This is a genomic window from Achromobacter arsenitoxydans SY8 (genome assembly GCF_000236785.1).
Taxonomy (GTDB): Bacteria; Pseudomonadota; Gammaproteobacteria; order Burkholderiales; family Burkholderiaceae_B; genus Achromobacter; species Achromobacter arsenitoxydans.
In genome coordinates this window covers 35957-54684 of sequence record NZ_AGUF01000037.1, presented here as the reverse complement: position 1 = coordinate 54684, position 18728 = coordinate 35957, and the positions used below count along the sequence as shown (strand labels likewise).

At 66.7% G+C, this 18728-nt stretch carries 19 protein-coding genes; 8 read left to right on the top strand and 11 right to left on the bottom strand.

What is annotated here, in order from left to right; genetic code table 11:
- Positions 1 to 49: 49 nt before the first annotated feature.
- Entirely contained in the window at positions 50 to 949 is a 900-nt protein-coding gene (locus tag KYC_RS08865) for a LysR substrate-binding domain-containing protein (protein WP_008161135.1), read from the top strand.
- Positions 950 to 992: 43 nt separating this feature from the next.
- On the opposite strand, the gene KYC_RS08860 is transcribed toward KYC_RS08865, so the two are convergent.
- Positions 993 to 1322, bottom strand: a complete 330-nt coding sequence (locus KYC_RS08860) for a YciI family protein (RefSeq protein WP_008161133.1) — start codon at positions 1320 to 1322, stop codon at positions 993 to 995.
- A gap of 190 nt (positions 1323 to 1512) precedes the next feature.
- On the opposite strand from KYC_RS08860, the gene KYC_RS08855 reads away from it, so the two are divergent.
- Together KYC_RS08855 and KYC_RS08850 are read left to right on the top strand one after the other, a co-directional pair.
- On the top strand, positions 1513 to 2100 hold the full coding sequence (locus tag KYC_RS08855) for a hypothetical protein (protein WP_008161132.1): 588 nt from the start codon (positions 1513 to 1515) through the stop codon (positions 2098 to 2100).
- Between the two features lie 52 nt (positions 2101 to 2152).
- The gene (locus tag KYC_RS08850; protein ID WP_008161131.1) at positions 2153 to 3022 is read left to right on the top strand and encodes an alpha/beta fold hydrolase; all 870 of its coding nucleotides are present in this window, start codon (positions 2153 to 2155) and stop codon (positions 3020 to 3022) included.
- Here KYC_RS08850 and KYC_RS08845 read toward each other — a convergent pair.
- The 5 genes from KYC_RS08845 to KYC_RS08825 form a co-directional block, all read right to left on the bottom strand.
- The gene (locus KYC_RS08845) at positions 2981 to 4468 is read right to left on the bottom strand and encodes a PepSY-associated TM helix domain-containing protein (protein ID WP_043517944.1); all 1488 of its coding nucleotides are present in this window, start codon (positions 4466 to 4468) and stop codon (positions 2981 to 2983) included. The genes KYC_RS08850 and KYC_RS08845 overlap by 42 nt on opposite strands.
- A gap of 11 nt (positions 4469 to 4479) precedes the next feature.
- Entirely contained in the window at positions 4480 to 6591 is a 2112-nt protein-coding gene (locus KYC_RS08840; protein WP_008161128.1) for a TonB-dependent receptor, read from the bottom strand.
- 190 nt (positions 6592 to 6781) lie between these two features.
- The gene (locus KYC_RS08835; protein ID WP_043517942.1) at positions 6782 to 7186 is read right to left on the bottom strand and encodes a DUF2946 family protein; all 405 of its coding nucleotides are present in this window, start codon (positions 7184 to 7186) and stop codon (positions 6782 to 6784) included.
- 84 nt (positions 7187 to 7270) lie between these two features.
- Positions 7271 to 7822 (bottom strand): sugar O-acetyltransferase, encoded by a 552-nt coding sequence (locus KYC_RS08830; RefSeq protein WP_008161124.1) that lies wholly within the window; start codon positions 7820 to 7822, stop codon positions 7271 to 7273.
- 47 nt (positions 7823 to 7869) lie between these two features.
- Entirely contained in the window at positions 7870 to 9012 is a 1143-nt protein-coding gene (locus tag KYC_RS08825; RefSeq protein WP_043517941.1) for a citrate/2-methylcitrate synthase, read from the bottom strand.
- 128 nt (positions 9013 to 9140) lie between these two features.
- Between KYC_RS08825 and KYC_RS08820 the strand changes: the two genes are divergently transcribed.
- From KYC_RS08820 to KYC_RS08805, 4 genes are all read left to right on the top strand, one after another.
- Entirely contained in the window at positions 9141 to 10094 is a 954-nt protein-coding gene (locus KYC_RS08820; RefSeq protein WP_008161120.1) for a 2-hydroxyacid dehydrogenase, read from the top strand.
- 19 nt (positions 10095 to 10113) lie between these two features.
- On the top strand, positions 10114 to 10833 hold the full coding sequence (locus tag KYC_RS08815; protein ID WP_008161118.1) for a fumarylacetoacetate hydrolase family protein: 720 nt from the start codon (positions 10114 to 10116) through the stop codon (positions 10831 to 10833).
- 28 nt (positions 10834 to 10861) lie between these two features.
- The gene (locus KYC_RS08810; protein WP_008161117.1) at positions 10862 to 11626 is read left to right on the top strand and encodes an SDR family oxidoreductase; all 765 of its coding nucleotides are present in this window, start codon (positions 10862 to 10864) and stop codon (positions 11624 to 11626) included.
- An 82-nt stretch (positions 11627 to 11708) separates the two neighbouring features.
- A complete protein-coding gene (locus KYC_RS08805; protein WP_008161113.1) occupies positions 11709 to 12683 on the top strand; it encodes a Bug family tripartite tricarboxylate transporter substrate binding protein in 975 nt (324 codons plus the stop codon).
- A 67-nt stretch (positions 12684 to 12750) separates the two neighbouring features.
- On the opposite strand, the gene KYC_RS08800 is transcribed toward KYC_RS08805, so the two are convergent.
- Genes KYC_RS08800 through KYC_RS08780 form a run of 5 tightly spaced genes read right to left on the bottom strand, consistent with a single transcriptional unit; the run spans position 12751 to position 17551 of the window.
- Complete coding sequence (locus KYC_RS08800) at positions 12751 to 14019, bottom strand: NAD(P)/FAD-dependent oxidoreductase (protein ID WP_008161111.1); 1269 nt, start codon at positions 14017 to 14019, stop codon at positions 12751 to 12753.
- A gap of 22 nt (positions 14020 to 14041) precedes the next feature.
- Positions 14042 to 15340 (bottom strand): NAD(P)/FAD-dependent oxidoreductase, encoded by a 1299-nt coding sequence (locus tag KYC_RS08795; protein WP_008161109.1) that lies wholly within the window; start codon positions 15338 to 15340, stop codon positions 14042 to 14044.
- A gap of 10 nt (positions 15341 to 15350) precedes the next feature.
- A complete protein-coding gene (locus tag KYC_RS08790; protein ID WP_008161106.1) occupies positions 15351 to 16082 on the bottom strand; it encodes an amino acid ABC transporter ATP-binding protein in 732 nt (243 codons plus the stop codon).
- The gene (locus KYC_RS08785; protein ID WP_043517957.1) at positions 16079 to 16738 is read right to left on the bottom strand and encodes an amino acid ABC transporter permease; all 660 of its coding nucleotides are present in this window, start codon (positions 16736 to 16738) and stop codon (positions 16079 to 16081) included. The genes KYC_RS08790 and KYC_RS08785 overlap by 4 nt, the downstream gene beginning before the upstream one ends.
- Before the next feature lie 57 nt (positions 16739 to 16795).
- Entirely contained in the window at positions 16796 to 17551 is a 756-nt protein-coding gene (locus KYC_RS08780; protein ID WP_008161102.1) for a substrate-binding periplasmic protein, read from the bottom strand.
- A gap of 322 nt (positions 17552 to 17873) precedes the next feature.
- On the opposite strand from KYC_RS08780, the gene KYC_RS08775 reads away from it, so the two are divergent.
- Positions 17874 to 18728, top strand: a complete 855-nt coding sequence (locus tag KYC_RS08775) for an IclR family transcriptional regulator (protein ID WP_008161100.1) — start codon at positions 17874 to 17876, stop codon at positions 18726 to 18728.

Below are 18728 nucleotides of genomic sequence, written 5' to 3'. Positions count from 1 at the left end.
TACAAAACTGATATGATTTGAACGCCCGTTTCCAGAGTCCGTCCCGCGCATGAATTTCAAACAAGTCGAGGCCTTCCGCGCGGTCATGATGACCCGCTCCATGACCACCGCGGCCGGCCTGCTGCACACCTCGCAACCGAACGTCAGCCGCTGGATTGCGCTGCTGGAAAAGGCGCTGGGTTTCGTCCTGTTCCAGCGCGTCGGCACCCGCATCATCCCCACACCCGAGGCCGAGGCCTTCTACGCCGACGTCGAACGCGCCTTCATCGGCCTGGAATCGCTTAACGACAGCGCCAGTTCCATCCGCCGCCGCGGCACCGGCCTGCTGCGCGTCGGTGCGGTGGGCTCCATTACCCAGTGCGTGCTGCCGGACGCGATCGCGCTGTTCCGGCGCAAGTTTTCGGATATTCCGGTGGTGGTCAACACCGGCGGTTCGGACGTGGTCGCCAAGTGGCTGGCCACCGGGGTCTGCGACATCGGCTTCTGCTCGTTGCATACCGACCTGCCCGGCGTGCGCTACGAGCGCATCAACACGGCCCATGGCGTCGGCATCGTGCCGCGCGGCCATCGGCTGGCGTCGAAGCGGCGGCTCGCGCCGGCGAATTTCCAGGACGAGAACTTCATCTCGCTGCCCGTCGGCAGTTTCAACCGTGCCGCCATCGACCGCCACTTTCCCGACGACACGCGCGTGCTGTCGATCGAAACCCCTTACGCGACCACCATCTGCAGCATGGTCGCCAAGGGACTGGGCGTCTCCATCGTCAACCCCGTGGTGCCGCGCGCGCTGGGCATTGCCAACCTGCGTGAAATCCCCTTCTCGGAAAAGGTGGAGTTCCACAGCTACGCCGTCACCTCCGACCACTTCCCGGTCAATACCCTGGCGCGGCGCCTGGCCGAGTGCGTGCGCGAGACCTTCGCCGCGCTGGACGCGCCGGCCAAAGGGCGTTGACGGCGGGGCTGCCGCCCGCCCTACCCCTCCCTGACTTGCCCTGCTAGGGCTGCTCCAACGGCCAAACCTCCACAACCCCATGCGCAACCGCGCATGGCGTGCGCGACACTTTTTCTATCGCCTCGGCCAGATCCGCAGCCTCAATGACGGCAAAGCCAGCCACAGGCAGGGGCGATTTCATGAACGGCCCGTTCGTCGTTTGCACCCCGGCCCCCTCGGGATTGCGCACCTGCACCGGGGCGCCGGCAATGCCCATCAGCACGCCCTCCTTCTGCAGCGCCGCGTCGTGCGCGTGCGCGGCGTTCCGGATGGCGACTGCCGTCCGGTCATATCCCTCTTGCTCGCCATATCCGATCGTTATGAACATAGGCATGGTTCGTCTCCTCCGGTTTGCTGCGATTCAGGGCCCTTTTACGTCTGCGCAGGCATGTCTACTCACGGCCTTCCTGATGGGCAATTGATCGTACAACCTTGAGGACCGCCATTCGAGCGGCCTGCCTTGACACGAAACCGACCAACTAGTAGATTGGTCGCCTCTATCACGCAGCCGAAGCGGAGGCGCCATGAGTACGCACACCATCGACCCGATAGGCGCGGCGGGTATTGACGATGTCCGGGATCCCTACCGCGCCGAGCGCTTGCGCGCCCAGATCCGTGCCGGCCATGCCGCGCGCGTGCAGGTGTCGCAATTCCAGCGTATGCAGGCCGCGCGAAAGCCGGTTGCGGCAGCGACGCCCTCCGGCCCAAAAACGAGTATCTCGACAAAAGGTAGTCATCTCGAATCCGCCACCGCGCTGCGCGACGACTACACCGCCCATTGCCTGAAGGCCGCCATCCAGGCCTTCCACGATCAGCAGGCCAGGCTGGACGCGCGCGCCATTGAAATCAATCAGGCCATGAAGGCCGAACAAACCATGCTCCAGGCGCGGGCCGAGGCGGCCAATGACCTGGGCACGATCCAAGGCCTGTTGCGGCTGCAGCCCTATCGCTATTCAGTGGGAATACCGCCCATTCTTGCCCAGCAGTTGACCGCCATGGCGAGCGCTGCGCAGGCGGCGGTGCATCCCGTCGCGCAGACCGCGAAGCCGCGCAGCAGCACTGAAGACGCGGCGGACGCCTTCCACCGCCGGCCGCGCAAAGCCTCGGCTTGATGTCCCGGTCTGTACACTCGATGAATCCAGACCGACGCCACGGCCGACGCCCATGCTAGAACTGCCCTGCTCCTCCACTATCGAAAGCAACACCATCCGCTGGGGCAAGCTCGGCAATGGACCCGCCCTGGTCGCCATCCACGGCACGCCCTTCTCGTCCCAGGTCTGGCGCAGAATCATTCCCCTGCTGGCCGACCGCCGGACGGTCTATTTCTTTGACCTGGCGGGGTACGGCGCGTCCGAGATGCGCGACGGGCAGGATGTGTCATTGGGCGTGCAGAACAGGATCTTCGCGGCCTTGTTCAAGGAATGGGGCCTGGACCGCCCCGATGTGCTGGCGCACGATTTCGGCGGCGCCACGGCACTGCGCGCCTACTACCTGGACGGGCTGCGCTACGGCTCGCTGACGATCTTCGACGCGGTGGCGCTGGCGCCCTGGGGCTCGCCTTTTGTGCAGCATGTACGCCAGCATGAGGCCGCGTTTTCGGGCATGCCCGATTACATGCATCGGGCGCTCCTGAAGGCGTATTTGCAGACGGCCGCGCACAAGCCATTGTCGGATGAGGCCTTGGACGTCTACAGCGGCCCCTGGCTCGGCCCGGTGGGCCAGCCCGCCTTTTACCGGCAGATCGCACAGATGGACCAGAAGTACACGGACGAGGTCCAGGGGCTTTACGCGCCGATGGACTGCCCGGTGCAGGTCTTGTGGGGCGAACGGGACGAGTGGATTCCGCATGACCGCGGCGTAACCCTGGCGGCGTTGATTTCCGATAAGCCCCTTATCTCCGTGCCCGACGCGGGGCATTTGGTGCAGGAAGATCGGCCGGAAGCCATTGTGGCCGCGGTGCTGAAGCAGACGTCAATGCCGGGAAATAAGCCATCAGCGTCCGCCGGTTTTCCGCCTCCCCTGCCCCAACCCTAGCCGTCTGCCGGACAGCACGATTCCCGTCGCGCACAACGCCAAGCCGCCCAGGCTGAGCAAGATGATCACCAGGTCCCTTCCCGCCCCGGCCTGCAGCAGAACTGGCGTGTCCCAGCTATGCAGGAAGTAGAACAGCCAGCGCCCGACCCGCTCGGCGCGCGACAGACTGAGGCTGACTTCGCCGGTGCGCAGGTCGATGTAGACGCGATCGTGCGCCGGCGTGTCGAAATCGAGTTGCAGCACGGGCAGGCCGCGCGGTGCGCCGCCGTTCATGGCTTCGGCGTGGCGCGCATAGTAGTAGGCGTCGTAGCGCTCGAGCACGCGCGCCGCTGCCGAGGCGCCCGGGAACAGGGCTCGCGCCCCGTCGATGACCGGGTCCGGCCGCCATGCAGATTGCACGATCAACCCGCCAGCCCCCGCGCGCACGATGCGGCTGTCCGCGTTCGCGTCGCGCGCCAGCACGTAGCCTTCGCCGCCCATGCCGCGCCAAGTCAGTTCTACCGGCCGGAAATTCGCATCCTGCAATGCCCGCAGCACCGGCGAAGGATCGGCCAGGCTAGCCGCTTGCACGGGACCGGACATCGCCCGCAGATCGGGGCCCTGGCCATTGCCCGTGAAGATCCCTCCTGGGTTCATGGACATCAACCCGCTGAAGATCCAGGTGCAGACGAAGGCGCTGAACAGCAGGCCGACAATATGGTGCCAGCGCATCCAGCCTTCGCGGTACGGCGTGCGAGCACCCGACTTGTACCGGCCGCGGAAGCGCCAGCGCCAGACGCCGACGACCACGCCGCTGATCGCCAGCAAGGTGCAGGCGGCCGACAGGATGATCACGATCCAGCTCCATCCAGGATCGACGGAGCGGTCTCGCACCGGATACAGCCAATGCAGCCATGCGCCCACGTAGTTCCAGCGCTGCTGCGCCAGGGGCGCATCCAGGACGACCTGGCCGGTTGCCGAGGACACATACAGCGTCCCGGCCTGATGGCCGTCCATCTGCACCTTGTGCAACGGCCGGTGCCGGTCCAGGCCGCGCGAATGGGTCCACCGGTCTTCCTGAATCAGCGCCTCATGCCGCGGGATGGCGTCGGGCCAGAATGCGTGGGCGGCGGCCATCGCCATGTCCGCCGTCACGGCGCCGTAAGGCGCGCCAGTCAGCGCGTCATAGACCCGCGGACCGTCCTTGGCGGCGATGACATAGCTAGGCTGGCCCCGTACCGAAGTCAGCACGCGGTCCTGCCCTGGCGCCATGTCCGGAACCTGGTAGGTGTCCGGCGTCAGGACGGGCAGCCCGGCCAGGCGCTCCGCCGGCGTCAGCTTCGGATAGCCGACATACAGCATGACGATGCCGCTTAGAAACCACAGCAGCATCAGCACGCACCCCGTCACACCCAACCAGCGGTGGGCCAGGTAGGTGAGCCTTCGGCATCGCGTCCGCAGGTTCATCGCCGCGCCCCTCAGAAGCGATGGTTGAGCGTCAGTTCAAACCGCCGGCTGGGCCCGTACAGCCACTGCGTGTTGGTGTAGTAGGCCGTCGTGAAGTAGGCGCGGTCGAAGATGTTGTAGCCGCGCGCGGTGATGGTGGTGTCTTGGTTCACGTCCCAGCGCAGCGCGACGTCCGTGGTGGTGTACGACGGCAGTTCGATTGTGTTGGCGTTGTCCGCGTAGCGCTTGCCCACGTATTGCATCCCGCCCATGGCGGTCCAGCCGGGCTGGAAGTTCCAGCTGAGCCACACATTCGCCAGGCGCTGCGGCACGTTGGGAGGCACGTTGCCTGCGCGGGACACGGCCGCGCCGCCGGCCGACTCGGTGAAGTCGTCGTATTTGGCGCGCAGCATGGCCGCGTTGGCCTCGATCTTCCAGCCAGGCGCAAAGGCCAGCGACAGCGAGGTCTCAAGCCCGCGCGACGATTGCTCCCCAACCTGGACGCGCAGGCTGGGATCGGCGGCATCCCTGGACAGCAGATTCGACTTGCGGATGTGATAGGCCGACAGCGTCCATTCGCCGCGGTTGTCCAGAAAGGCCTGTTTCAGGCCGATTTCGATCTGCTTGCCCTTGGACATGTCGAACTTGGCATTGGCCGGGCTGATCATCAATAAACCGCCCACGGGATCGGCAGCCTCGGCGTATTGCGCGTAAACGGCCAGGTCGGGCGTCACATCAAAGACCGTGCCAACGCGCCAGCCCACGTCCGAGTAGGTCTGCGACAGCGCCCGCTCATTGGTCACCAGGTCGTCGCGGGTCACCCTGGCGTGGTCATAGCGCAGGCCGCCGATGACGGACCAGCGGGAAGTCAACGCCAGCCGGTCTTCCACGAACAGGGCGAACTGGTCCGCCTTGTTGCGGTAGCGGGGAATGAACGGCGCGTCGCTCTGGAACTTGCCGTGATCCGGGTCATAGGGATCGACGGGCCCGGAACTGCCGGCGTAGGTGTTGTTGATGTGCTCGAAGCTGGCGTGGTTCACATCGAACCCCACCGATACCGTGTTGTCCAGCCCGGCCAGCCTGCCCTTGAAGGCCGCGCTCGTGGTCAGCCCGGTCTGCGTCTGGTCGTGCGTGATCTGCGTGTTGTCGGACCGGTCTATCAGGCCGGAACCGGGGTTGTAGACATAGCGCTCGGCATTGCGCCAATCGCGGTCGCTCTGCACGTGATACAGACGGGTGCGCACGGTGGTCGCCTCGTTCGGCGTCCAGACGGTGTCCAGCTGCGTCCACTGGTCGCGAAAGCGCATGAAGCTGTCGCCGACGTTGTAGTTCTGCTTGCGGACGGCGTCGTCCTGCTTCCCGTTGATGAGCGGCGTGCCGAAGTAGCGCATCGGCCGCTGATAGCCGTAGGCGTAGCTGAGCGTGACGTTCAGGTCCGGCGTGGCGTCCCAGCGCAATGCGCCCGAGAACGTTGCGTCGCCCGACTGGCCGCGGCCCACCCAGCCATCGGTGTAGTTGCCACTGACGTCCAGGCGATAGGACAGCGTGTCGCTGAGCGCGCCGCCGCTACCCAGGCCCAGCCGGGCGGTGTCCTGCGTGCCGATGGTGGCCTGGATTTCGTTTTCGATCGGGCCGCGCGTGGGGCGTTTCGGAATCACATTGACGACGCCGCCGATCGCGCCGTCGCCGTAGATGACCGATGCGGGTCCGCGCAACACTTCGATGCGCTCGACCGACCAGGTGTCAAACGGGAACGTCAGGCCGACGCCGCCGTATTGGCGCAGGCCGTCGTAGAGCCGCATGACCGACGTGCTGTCCGTGAAGCCGCGCACCGATAGCGCGCTGTTGCCGTTGCCGGGATGCGGCATCGCCGAAAAGCCCGGCGCGCGCGTGATGGCGGTGACGACGCTGGCGTCGCCGCGCGCTTCGATCTGCTCGCGCGAGATGATGTCCACGCTGGCGGGCGTCTGCATTGGCGTGAGGCCCAGATTGGAACCGGTGCTTGCCGGGGTGGCGAGCGCCGTTTCGGCGCCGCCCACCACGGTGATGGGCGCCAGCGTGGCGGGAGTGGATTGGGCAGCCGCGTTGGATGCGGCCAGGACCAGGAGCGTGCTCAGGCACGCGTGCGAACGAACGATGGCCAAAATGACCCCTCTTCTGCGTATGGCTAGTCTGGATCCGGCGCCGGCTCAGGGCCGGATGACGGAACGCGTGGCGAAGAGGGAAAGGTCGTGCTGGCGGCCCCGGCGCATGCCGATGCCGTAGGGAAAGCGCTGCGCAGGCTTCCTCTCTTCGCTGCCATCGGCCGCGCAAAAGCGCGCGCCGACGGCGATGTCAGACAGACAGGGAAGGAGGAGCCCGGGAACCTAAAGGAGGGCCAAGCGGCGGCAGCGCCGGCGCCGCACGATAGACGGGCACGCGCGGCGCGTCATAGGCGGCCTGCGCCGCAAGCACGGGCGTCAGACCGGCCTCGGGCAGGATTGCATGCGCCGCCAGAGCGCCGAACGCGCAAGCATCGGCAGGCGCGTGCTTGGCGTCGGACTGTCCCGGCAGGTCGAAGGAAACGTTCATCGCCCCCCCGGCCTCGCACAGCGTCAGCATCAGCGACGTTGTCGAGGGCGCCGCCATGTAGCCATTCGGGATCACCGCGCGCAGCACAAAAGCGGCCAGCGCCAGGCAGATGAGCATCCGCCAAGGCAGGCCGCGAGGCTTGATCGCAGAGTACCGGGGTCCAGGCATGGGCGGGATTCTATTACAACGGTCTGCCTATACAGCCCGATTTGCCGCGCGTGCGGCAATCGGACGCAGGCGGCGCCGGCCGCCCTACCCCCGCACTCGCGCCGGATTGCCGACGGCCGTTGCGCCTGCCGGCACATCGCGCGTGACCACGCTGCCCGCGCCGATAATGGCGCCGTCGCCGATGGAGACGCCGGGCAGGATGATGGCCCCGCCTCCGATCCACACCTGGCTGCCGATGCGCACGGGCCTCCCGGATTCGAGCATCGCGCGGCGTTGTTCCGGATCGTGCGGATGGTCGGCGGTGTAGATCTGCACGGCCGGGCCGATCTGCGTGCCGTCGCCGATGGTCACTTGCACGACATCGAGGATGACGCAGTTGAAGTTGATGAAGACCCCTGCGCCCAGCGAGATGTTGTACCCGTAGTCGCAATGAAACGGCGGCCGGATGACGGCGCCGTCCCCCACGTGCGCGAATCGCGTCTTCAGCAAGGCATGCCAGCGCTCCGGCGGTTCGCCCAGCATGGCGTTGTAGGCCTTCATCCACGCTCCGGCCGCCAATTGGTCCGCCTGGATCTCCGGGTCGGCCGCGGTGTAGAGCTCTCCCGCGAGCATCTTCTGCTTTTCCGTCCGTGTCATAAATTTCTCCCTATCGTGTCCGCGCCTCGGCGCTGGAATGATGCCTGCTACGCGGACAGGGGCGCCACCCCCACATAACGGCCCCTGGGGCGGATCACCTGCGCCACGCTCAGTTGCTCCAGGCTATGGGCCAGTAGGCCGATGCTGCGGGCCGTGGCGAACAGGCCGAACGCGGCGTCGTCCGGCAGCTTGCAATGCGCCGCCAGCGCGGCCAAGGCGACGTCGATGTTCGGATGCAGGCCGGTGAGCTGTGTCGCCTTGTCGATGAACCGGGTGATGACATCGGCCGGCTCGAACAGCGCCAGCAGCGCGGCCGCGCGCGGATCGCCATCGGGATACAGATGATGGCCAAAGCCCGCAAGCGGCAGGCCGGTGGACAGGTAGTGCGCAATGACCTGGTCCTCGCCTTGCCGCTCGACGTCGTTGAACAGGGCCTTGACGCGCCCGGAGGCGTCGCCGTGCAAGGGGCCGGACAAGGTCGTCAGCCCGGACAGCAGGCAGGCGGGCAGCGAGGCGCCCGTCGACGCGGCGATGCGGGACGCGAAGGCGGAGCTGGTCAGTTCGTGGTCGACCAGCAAGACCATGGCGGTGCGCAAGAGCTCTGCCGCCTGCGCGGATTGCTTCCAGCCGCGCGCAAAGCGCAGATGCAGCGGCTGCTTGCCGGGCTGAGCCCCGAAGGCGCCCGCCAGTTGACCGACCAGGCTCTGGCATTCGCCGTGCAGGACGCGCGTCATGCGGCCGTGGGTGGAGTGCCCCGTGGCGGCCAGGCCGGCCAGGGTGGTGAAGGCGGCCACGCGCCCCGGCGCGGCCACCCGCGACTCGGACGAGAAATCGGCCGCCAGCTCCGAGTCCCAAAGCAGCTGCGCCACATCTTCCAGGCTGGCCGACCGCGCCAGTTCCACGGCATCCCGGCCGCGGTAGTACAGCCGCTGCCGGTGAAACGTGGAAATGGCGGTGGGAATGCTGGGTTCCGCGCCGAACAGCGTGTTGGCCGCCAACGTTTCGTGCTTGCGGCCGGCCTGCTTGCGCTTGGCCAGCCCGGCGACGTCTTCGGCCCGATAAAGGCTGCGGCGCGTGTCGGCGGGATCCGGCATGACTTCGAGCTTGCCGCGGCTGACGTAGGCGTAGATGGTCTGCGGCCGCACGCCAAGCCGGCTGCAGGCTTCGGCCATGCTTATCCAGGAACCCATGATGTCTTGTAGCAAAGTTTATATGTTGATTTTATAGATCAATATTGCTTTGTAAATCAATCATTAAATACGATGGGGCATCGTCAACGCGGACTTCAATCCGGTCCGCACTTCAGAGCCGAACCGACATGAAGCCTCAGGTCCTGCAACTCAACCCCATCCTGATCCCCGCGGTCAACGATCAGCTTGCCTCGCTGTACCAGGTGCACAAGTTCTTCGAAGTTTCCGACCAGGCCGCGTGGCTGCGCCAGCACGGCGCGGCGGTCGATGCCGTCATCACGGGCGGCCATACGGGGATTTCACGGGCGATGCTGGAGCAATTGCCGCGCGTCAAAGTGGTCGCCGTCAACGGCGTGGGCACCGATGCCGTGGACCTGGCGTATTGCCGCGGCCGCGGCCTGCCCGTCACCGCCACGCTGGGCGCGTTGACGGAAGATGTGGCCGACCTGGCGATCGGCCTCTTGATCGCCGCGTGCCGCAACCTGTGCGCCGGCGACCGCTTCGTGCGCGACGGGCAGTGGGAACAGTTTCCTTCGCCCAGCGCAATCCCGCTGGCGCGCCGCTTCAGCGGCATGCGCGTCGGCATCGTGGGCATGGGCCGCGTTGGCCGCGCCGTGGCCACGCGGGCGGCGGCGTTCGGCTGCCCCATACGCTACACCGACCTGCGTCCGATGGACGACGTGGCGCACGAATTCGTGCCGGCGCTGGCGGATCTGGCGCGCGCGTCGGACGCGCTGGTGCTGTGTGCGGCGGCCGACAAAGCTGAAGGCATCGTCGACGCCGCCGTGCTGGACGCGCTGGGTCCGAACGGATTCCTGGTGAACGTGGCGCGCGGCCGCCTGGTGAACGAGGCCGACCTGACGGCTGCGCTCACCGCAGGCCGCATCGCCGGCGCCGGCCTGGATGTCTTCGTCGACGAACCCCGCGTACCGGCGGCGCTGCGCCAGTCCGACCGCGCAACGCTGCAGGCGCACCGCGCCAGCGCCACCTGGGAGACCCGCGCCGCAATGGGACAGATGGTGCTGGACAGCCTGTCCCAGGCGCTCGCGGGCCAGCGCCCGGCAATGAGCCTGACCACCTGAGCGCCGGACGATCACCGCCATGACGGACTTCGCCTTTCCCGCACCCGCCCCTGTCACCCTGCCGATCGCCAACAGCGCCTCCCGGTTTCCCGTGGCCCGCGTCTTCTGCATTGGCCGCAACTACCGGTGGCAGCCCGGCGAGCCGGCGCCCCGCGCCATGCCGGCCTGGTTCATGAAGCCCGCCAGCGCCATCACGCCGGCCGGCGGCGACCTGCCCTACCCGCCCGGCACGGCGGACTTCTGCCATGAGATCGAGCTGGTTGTGGCTATCGGCCGCGGCGGCCGGGATATCGCGCCCGAACACGCGGAAGACCGGCACATCTGGGGCTACGCGGCCGGCCTGGACCTGACGCGCCGCGACCTGCAGCACGAGGCCAAGCGCGCGGGCGGCCCCTGGGAACCCGCCAAGGCCTTCGACCGCTCCGCGCCCTGCACGCCAATCGTTCCAGTCGCCGACTGCGGACACCTTCGCCAGGGCGCGCTGTGGCTGACGGTCAACGGCATGGAGCGCCAGCGCGCGGACATCTCCGACTTGCTGTGGCCCGTGCCCGAACTGCTGGCGATGCTGTCGCGCTCGGTCGCACTGATGCCCGGCGACCTGATCTACACCGGCACGCCCGCAGGCGTCGGCCCCCTGACGCCTGGCGACACCGTCAGCGCGGGCGTCGCGGACATCGGGCGGTTCACCTTGACCGTGACGGGCGCCACCCACAGCCATCCCGCCTCTTTCATTCACTAATCCCTCATCGGACCCCAGGAGTCTTCCCTTGAATGCAAGCGCTACCCCGAAAATCGCCCTGGTCACGGGCGCAGGCAGCGGCGTCGGCCGCGTCACGGCCATCGCCCTGCTGAACGACGGCTGGACCGTCGTGCTGGCCGGCCGCCGCGCCGATCCGCTGCAGACGCTGCAGGCCGAGGCCGCCTCGCGCGGCCAGACGGCCCTTGCCGTACCCACCGACGTCACCAGCCCGGACAGCGTTCAGGCGCTCTTCGACACCATCGAAACCCGCTTCGGCCGCCTGGACCTGCTGTTCAACAACGCCGGCGTGAATGCGCCTGCGGTGCCCATGGACGAACTGCCTCTGGAGAAGTGGTTCAACGCCATCAACACCAACGTAACCGGCGTATTCCTGTGCGCCCGCGCGGCGTTCGGACTCATGCGCCGCCAATCGCCGCAGGGTGGCCGCATCATCAACAACGGGTCGATCTCGGCGCACACGCCGCGTCCCTACACCGCGCCCTACACCGCCAGCAAGCACGCCGTCACCGGCCTGACCAAGTCGCTGGCGCTGGACGGCCGCGCCTTCAACATCGTCGCGGGCCAGATCGACATCGGCAACGCGCTGACTGAATTGTCCGAACGCATGACGCGCGGCGTCCTGCAAGCCAACGGCACGACGGCGCCGGAACCCATGATGGACGCCGTCCACGTCGCCAACGCCGTACGCCACATGGCGTCGCTGCCGCTGGACGCCAACGTCCTGACCATGACCGTGATGGCCAGCGCCATGCCCTTCGCCGGGCGCGGATAAGGCCCCATGCCGCGCCTCGGGGTCCAGCACACCCGCGGGCGCTTCACAGAGTTGACAGAAGTTGACCACCAAGGAGACAAGCATGACCCTCACCACGCTGGCCAGGACCCTGGCCTTCACGGCGGCCCTTGCCGCCATGCCCGGCCTGGCCGCGGCGCAGAGCTACCCCGCCCGCCCCATCAGCATCATCGTCCCCGCGCCGCCGGGCGGCGGGATCGACATGATCGCCCGCGTCGTCGGCGAAAAACTGTCCGCCTCGCTGGGGCAGCCGGTGATCGTAGACAACCGTCCCGGCGCGTCCAACAACCTGGGCACCGCCCTCTTGGCCAACGCCAAGCCCGACGGCTACACCATCGGCATCGTGGGCGGCAGCCACAACATCAACAAGTTCCTGTTCAAAAACCTTGGTTGGGACCCGCAGAAGAGCTTCGAGCCCATCGTCTACACCCACGAGATCCCGCTCGTGTTCTCGGTCTACCCGAAGATCCCCGCCAAGACGCTGCCTGAACTGGTGGACTGGATGAAGGCCCATCCCGACGACGCCAAGGTCGCAACGTCCGGCCGCGGCAGCGCGCAGGAAATGGCGGCCGAGATGTTCCGCATGGTCAGCGGCGCGCCCATGCTGCTGATCCCGTACAAGGGGTCGTCTGCCGCCCACCCCGACCTGCTCGCCGGCCGCACGGTGCTGTACATCGACACGCTCAGCGCCATGCAGGAACAGGTCAAGGCCGGCAACGTTCGCGCCGTCGCGATCTCTACCGCCAATCGCGCCAAGGCGCTGCCCGACGTGCCCACCGCGCAGGAACAGGGATTCAAGAACTACGACGCCAACACCAACGGCGGCTTCCTGGCCCCAGCTGGCACGCCCAAGGAAATCATTGCGAAGCTCAACACCGAAATCAACGCGGCGCTGAAGCAGCCCGCGGTGCGCGCCAAACTCGAAGCGGCGGGCATCGAGGTCCAGGGCGGCACGCCGCAGGACTATGCGGCGCTGATCCAGTCGGATCTGAATAAATGGGGCAAGGTGGTGAAGGAGGCGGGGATACAGCCGGAGTGATGGTTGCTGGCCCGGGACCGGCCGCGAGCAAAATTCCCGGGCCCAAATGCGGCGCCCCTATCCAACGTCACGCATACCGCTCCAACCGGAACGGCCGCACATCCACGGGCGCCTGCTTGCCCTGGATAAGCGCCGCCATGGTCTCGCCCACCGCCGGTCCGATGCCGAATCCATGCCCCGAGAATCCCGACGCCAGGAACAGTCCCGGCGCCTGCGTGATAGGCGCCATGACGGGCATGGCGTCGGGCGTCACGTCGATGTAGCCGCCCCAGGATTGCGCGACACGCGTCTGGCGGAATACCGGGAAAGCGTGCACCAGCCGGTTCCAGGCTTGGTCGATGCCGCGCGCATACGGCGCCGGGTCAAGGACCCGGCAGCGCTCATATGGCGTTTCTCGGTCGGCCGGAAAATGGCGGGGAATGGCCAGTTCTTCGAAGAAGCGCGGGCCGAACCGCAACCGGACCAGCGCATTGTTGGCGATCCAGGTGCGCAGGAACTTGCCCATGAGGCGGAAGCTGTCTGGCACTATCTCAGCCAGCGACGCGGAAAATTGCGACACCGTGTAGCCGCCGTCGGCGCGTTTGCGCACCGTGAAATCCTTGCCATTGATGGCTAGCGACACGCCAGCATCGAAGGGTTCGGTGCGCAGGGCCGACCCGCGCACCTTGAGCTGCGGGAACTCCACGCCCAGGTTGCCGCAAAACAGGCGCGACCATCCGCCCGCCGCCACCAGCACGGCCTGCGCGCGCACGGCGCCGCGTTCGGTGATAACAGTGTCGACCCGGCCGGCCGTCTTTTCCACGCCGCGCACGGCGCAACCTTCGTAAATCATCGCGCCAGCCTCGCGCGCCAGCGCCGCAACGCCCTGCGTCGCGATCTGAGGCTCGGCAACGCCGTCGCCGGCGCTGTACATGCCGCCTGTCCAGGCGCGTTCCGACTGCGGCAGGAGGCGCAGCGCCGCGTCGCGTCCCAGCATTTCCGCCTGGACTCCGTGAGCGCGCGCCTCGCGCAGCCAAGTTTCGTTGGCGGCCGCGTCCGCCTCGTTCTCGTGCAGGTACACCAGCCCGTTGCGGCGGTAGCCGACTTCGACCCGAGCCTGGATGTCGGTCCAGAGCTGGTGTGCCCGCACGGCCAGCGGAACTTCCGGCATGTCGCGGCCCAGCGTGCGCACCCACCCCCAGTTACGCGAGGACTGCTCGCACGCGAGCGTGCCTTTTTCGAACAGCGCGGTGCGCACGCCGGCCCGCGCCAGCGCGAGCGCCGTGCTGGCGCCGATGATGCCGCCGCCGATGACCGCCACGTCGACGGTGGCGGGAAACTGCGTTTCAGTAGTCATGACGATTGATGAATGGCGACGTTCATGCGGGGTAGCCCAGCGCGTCGCGCAGGCGGTACCAGTTGATGGCCAGCGCGGCGCCAAACTGCCGCGCCGGATAGAACGGCATGCGCCCGACAGGTGTGACGGGGTAATCAAGCTTGTCCAGCGGCACGCCGCGAACCGCGTCCGTGAGCACCCGGCCCAGCGCCGTGCCCATGGCCACGCCCCGCCCACAATAGCCGTAGGCCGTCCAGATGCCCGGCGCCAGCCGATGCATGTGCGGCAGGTCGTCCATGGTCATGCCCACCCGGCACGCCCAGCCGTGGCGCCAGGACACGTCGGCAAGCTGCGGGAAACGCGCCACCGCCGCACGCCGGAGCTGGTCGCTGGTGGAAGGGTCCAGCCGTTCGGAGGAATGGCCGCGACCGCCGATGACGAAGCGGCCTTCCGGATCAATGCGACAGTAGTAGGTGATCTTGCGCGTTTCCGAAACGCCGGCGCGCAGCGGCATCAATTGCTGCTGTAGTGACACCGGCAGCGGGTCGGTGGCTATCTGCGCGCTGGCCACGTTGACGTAGGACTGCGCCACCGCCGGCCAAAGCCGGTCGGTGTAGGCGTCCGTGGCCAGCACCACGTGGCGCGCCTTGACCGCGATGCCGTTGACGGTCAGCGTGGCCCCACCGCCGGTGTCAGGCGCTATGGCCGACACCTGCGAGTGGTCATGGATCGCCGCGCCTGCCTCCACGGCCGCGCGCGCCAGTCCGCGCGAGAACGCCAGCGGATGTACAGAGCCGGCGCGCTTCTCCCGCAGGCCGGCCGGCCAGAACGACGAGCCCGTGGCCGCGCGCATCGCATCGAAATCCAGATACTCGACATCGCCGCCATGCGCGTTCAGTTCGCTTGCCCGGCGCTTGACGTAGTCGCCGGAGGCGGCCGAGAACGCGCCCTGGATCCAGCCGTTGCGCGTGGGCGCGCAGTCGATGCGCAGGCGCTCGATCAGGTCGAACAGGTAGTCCGCATTGCCATAGGCAAAGCGCATCATGCGCGCGGCGGCGTCGGAACCGAACCGGCGTATCAGGGCCTCGGGCCCGGGCTTGACGCCAGGCACCACCTGGCCGCCATTACGGCCGGAGGCGCGGTGCGCCACTTCGTATGATTCGAACAGCGCGACGCTGAACCCGGCCTGCGCCAGGTGCAGCGCGGCCGACAGACCGGTGACGCCGCCGCCGACCACGGCAGCGTCGACGTTCAGCGGACGGGCCAGCGCCGGCGACGCGGGGCGCGGCGGCGTGGTGGCGGCCCACAGCGACGCCACGGGCGAAAACAGATCGTTATTCATGGCGCCGGCGCTATTGGACGTGGGTAACGCGTTTGAGGAAGTCGCGCATGCGATCGTTGCGCGGGTTGGTCAGCACTTCGCGCGAGGGGCCTTGTTCGGCGATGCGCCCGTGCTCCAGGAACAGCACGCGGTCGGACACGTTGCGTGCAAAGTCCATTTCGTGCGTGACGATGACCATGGTCATCCCTTTCTCGGCCAGCGTGCGCATGACCGCCAGAACCTCGCCCACCAGTTCGGGGTCCAGGGCCGACGTGGGCTCGTCGAACAGGATGGCCTCGGGCTCCATGGCCAGCGCGCGGGCGATGGCCACGCGCTGCTGCTGGCCGCCGGAAAGCTGCTGCGGATAATGATTCATCTTTTCCGCCAGCCCGACGGAAGCCAGGATCTCGCGCCCCCGCTCCGTCGCCGATGCCAGGCTTTCACCCTTGACATGCACGGGGCCTTCCACGACGTTCTCCAGCGCCGTGCGGTGCGGGAACAGGTTGAAACGCTGGAACACCATGGCCACCCGCTGGCGGATGTTCTGGATGTCTTTCCTGCGCGCGTCAACCGTCACGCCGTCCACCGTGATGCGCCCTCCCTCGTAGCGTTCCAGGCCGTTGATGCAGCGCAGAAGCGTGGACTTTCCGGAGCCGGAAGGCCCGATCAGGCAAACGACTTCGCCCTGGTTGATTTCGGCGTTGATGCCGTCCAGCACCCGATGGCTGCCGTACGATTTGCTGAGGTTTTCGATCTTGATCATTGGCGGCGTCCCAGGCGGCGTTCGAGTTTGCCGATGAAATACATCATGGGCAGGCTCATGGCCAGATACATCAGCGCGACCAGCGTGAAGATGGTGGCGCTCTTGAAGGTGGCCGAGGCGATCAGCTTGCTCTGCATGGACAGCTCGACCACGGTGATCACCGCCGTCTGCGAGGAGTCCTTGAGCATCATGACCACGTTGTTGCCGTAAGGCGGCAGCGCCACCTTGAAGGCCTGTGGCAGCACCACGCGGCGCATCAGCTTGGCGCGCGACATGCCCAGCGATTGGGCCGCCTCGAACTGACCGAGATCTACCGCGTCGATGCCGGCGCGGAAGACCTCGGACATGTAGGAGGAGTACGCCACGCCCAGGCCCAGCGCGCCGGCCTGGAATGCGGTCAGGCTGACGCCGGCCTCGGGCAGCACAAAGTACATGTAGAACAGCACGACGATAATCGGCACGCCGCGGATAAGGTTGGTCAGGATGCGGCTGGCATGCGACAGCGGCGCAATGCCGCTGACCCGCAGCAGGGCCCAGAACAGGCCCAGCGCCGTGGCGATCACCAAGGCCGCAGCAGTGATGGCGATGGTGGTCATCACCCCCTGCATCAGCACCGGGAAGAACTCCTGGGCGTCACTGAAGAAAGATTGGAACATCTTGGGAAACCCTGTTTGGCTGTGCGCCGCGCCGGCCAGGCCGCGCGGCACGCGGGATCAGTGCGTGACGCCCCACTTCTTCATGATGTCGGCAATGGTGCCGTCCTGCTTGAGCGCGTCGATAGCGGCGTTGAGCTGCTTGACGCGGTCGGCGTCGCCCTTGCGCACCGCCAGCGCGATGTTGGTCGGCATGGCCGGCTGGTAGCTGTCGACGTAGCGCACGTTGCGCACACCCTGGGTGCGCACCTGGTACGAGATCACCGGACCGTCGCCAAAGGCGGCGTCCAAGCGGCCGAGCGCGACGTCGCGCACCAGGTCGGCCATGGTCTCGTACATCTTGACTTCCTTCAGGCCCGGGGCGGACTTGAGGGGTTCAACGTAGAGGGTCCCGATCTGGACGCCCACGGTCTTGCCCTTGAGGTCGGCGATGCTTTTGTAGTCGGCTTTGTCCTTGTCCGGCACGATCAGGGCTTCGCCGTACTCGAGCACGATCTGCGTGAAATCGACGACTTCGGCCCGCTGCGGTGTCTTGGCGAATGCCGACGCGATCATGTCGATCTTGTTCGTCTGAAGCGCCGGCACCAGCGAGGCGAACGGGATGGGCATCACTTCCGGGGCGAAGCCGGCTTTCTTGCCGACCGCATCAGCGATGTCGATCATCACGCCCTTCAGCGTGTTGGTCTTCGGGTCCAGGAAGTTGAAGGGCACCGCCGTGGGCGTGGCGCCGACCTTGACGGTCTGGGCATGCGCACCCGAGAGCGCGGCAGCGCACAGCGCCGTCGCCAACAACGATTTCAGTGTTTTGTGCAGCATCGGAATCCCCTTGGAAGCCGGAATCGCGCGCCGGCACGTCGGTTGGACGTTCGATTTCGTCCCGCTTTGGCGCGCATTATCGTATCGAATAGCGATATGTCTATATCGCATGTAGATTTTATAAGCGCTACGAGCAAAGGCTGTCAACACGGGTCAACCCACCCATAAGGTCTTACTAATTAAGGGTTTTCCCCAAATCGCCGTATGATTTTTCGCAGGAAACCTAGTGATTCAGGGTGCATTTTTCTTGCATTCAAGCGCATTGGAATGCAATCTGTGCATATCGCCATTTGTAAACGGCGGCCGCAGCCGCCCGCCCCCAATGAATCCGGAAACTTCTTCGCTGTATGTGCAATCGCTGGCAACCGGTATTGCGGTGCTGGACGCCTTCACGGCCGAACGCGCGTCCATGAGCCTGCCGGACATCGCCGCAGCGGCCGGCATCACCCGCAGCGCAGCGCAGCGCTTCGCCTTCACACTGGAAGCGCTGGGCCTGCTCAACAAGGATCCGGTCACCAAGCGCTATTCGCTGTCGTCGCGCACGCTTGACACGGGCTGCCGCTACCTGGAATCCCATCCGCTGCTAGACCGCGCCAACCCCTTCCTGCTCGAGCTAAACCGCAACGCGGGCGAAACGGTCAACCTGGCCGAACCGGCCGGACAAGACATGATCTACATTGGCCGGTTTCCCAGCCCGCTGCGCCTCCTGGTGCACATGCCGGTGGGCCGCCGCATCCCGATGTACTGCTCTTCCACCGGGCGCGTCTACCTGGCGGGAATGAGCGACGAAGATGCGTACGCCACGCTCGCCGAGTGCGAACGCGTGAAGTACACGCCGAACACGCTGACCGACGTGGATGCGCTGATGGAACAGGTGCGCATATCGCGCGAACAGGGGTACGCCTGCTGCGTCGAGGAATACTACCGCGGCGACTTGGCGCTGGCCGTGCCCATCCACGACCTGAGCCAGCGCGTGGTGGCGGGCCTGCAACTTTCGGTTTCGGCTAGCAAGTGGACCGCGAAACGGGCCATAGCGCGTTTCATCCCGATGATGCTGGAAACGGCGCGGCAGATTTCAAACTCGCCACCCACGCCGCGCCCGCTGGCTCCCTATGGCGGCGGCGCGGCCCGCGACCTGCACGCGCAGCCCCCAGGCCTAACGGGACGCAAGGCCTGA

Bases quoted from the DNA above. Each gene is read 5' to 3' on its own strand.
- KYC_RS08865 (WP_008161135.1), top strand. From the start codon at position 50: ATGAATTTCAAACAAGTCGAGGCCTTCCGCGCGGTCATGATGACCCGC.
- KYC_RS08860 (WP_008161133.1), bottom strand. From the start codon at position 1,322: ATGCCTATGTTCATAACGATCGGATATGGCGAGCAAGAGGGATATGAC.
- KYC_RS08855 (WP_008161132.1), top strand. From the start codon at position 1,513: ATGAGTACGCACACCATCGACCCGATAGGCGCGGCGGGTATTGACGAT.
- KYC_RS08850 (WP_008161131.1), top strand. From the start codon at position 2,153: ATGCTAGAACTGCCCTGCTCCTCCACTATCGAAAGCAACACCATCCGC.
- KYC_RS08845 (WP_043517944.1), bottom strand. From the start codon at position 4,468: ATGAACCTGCGGACGCGATGCCGAAGGCTCACCTACCTGGCCCACCGC.
- KYC_RS08835 (WP_043517942.1), bottom strand. From the start codon at position 7,186: ATGCCTGGACCCCGGTACTCTGCGATCAAGCCTCGCGGCCTGCCTTGG.
- KYC_RS08830 (WP_008161124.1), bottom strand. From the start codon at position 7,822: ATGACACGGACGGAAAAGCAGAAGATGCTCGCGGGAGAGCTCTACACC.
- KYC_RS08825 (WP_043517941.1), bottom strand. From the start codon at position 9,012: ATGGGTTCCTGGATAAGCATGGCCGAAGCCTGCAGCCGGCTTGGCGTG.
- KYC_RS08820 (WP_008161120.1), top strand. From the start codon at position 9,141: ATGAAGCCTCAGGTCCTGCAACTCAACCCCATCCTGATCCCCGCGGTC.
- KYC_RS08815 (WP_008161118.1), top strand. From the start codon at position 10,114: ATGACGGACTTCGCCTTTCCCGCACCCGCCCCTGTCACCCTGCCGATC.
- KYC_RS08805 (WP_008161113.1), top strand. From the start codon at position 11,709: ATGACCCTCACCACGCTGGCCAGGACCCTGGCCTTCACGGCGGCCCTT.
- KYC_RS08800 (WP_008161111.1), bottom strand. From the start codon at position 14,019: ATGACTACTGAAACGCAGTTTCCCGCCACCGTCGACGTGGCGGTCATC.
- KYC_RS08795 (WP_008161109.1), bottom strand. From the start codon at position 15,340: ATGAATAACGATCTGTTTTCGCCCGTGGCGTCGCTGTGGGCCGCCACC.
- KYC_RS08790 (WP_008161106.1), bottom strand. From the start codon at position 16,082: ATGATCAAGATCGAAAACCTCAGCAAATCGTACGGCAGCCATCGGGTG.
- KYC_RS08785 (WP_043517957.1), bottom strand. From the start codon at position 16,738: ATGTTCCAATCTTTCTTCAGTGACGCCCAGGAGTTCTTCCCGGTGCTG.
- KYC_RS08780 (WP_008161102.1), bottom strand. From the start codon at position 17,551: ATGCTGCACAAAACACTGAAATCGTTGTTGGCGACGGCGCTGTGCGCT.
- KYC_RS08775 (WP_008161100.1), top strand. From the start codon at position 17,874: ATGAATCCGGAAACTTCTTCGCTGTATGTGCAATCGCTGGCAACCGGT.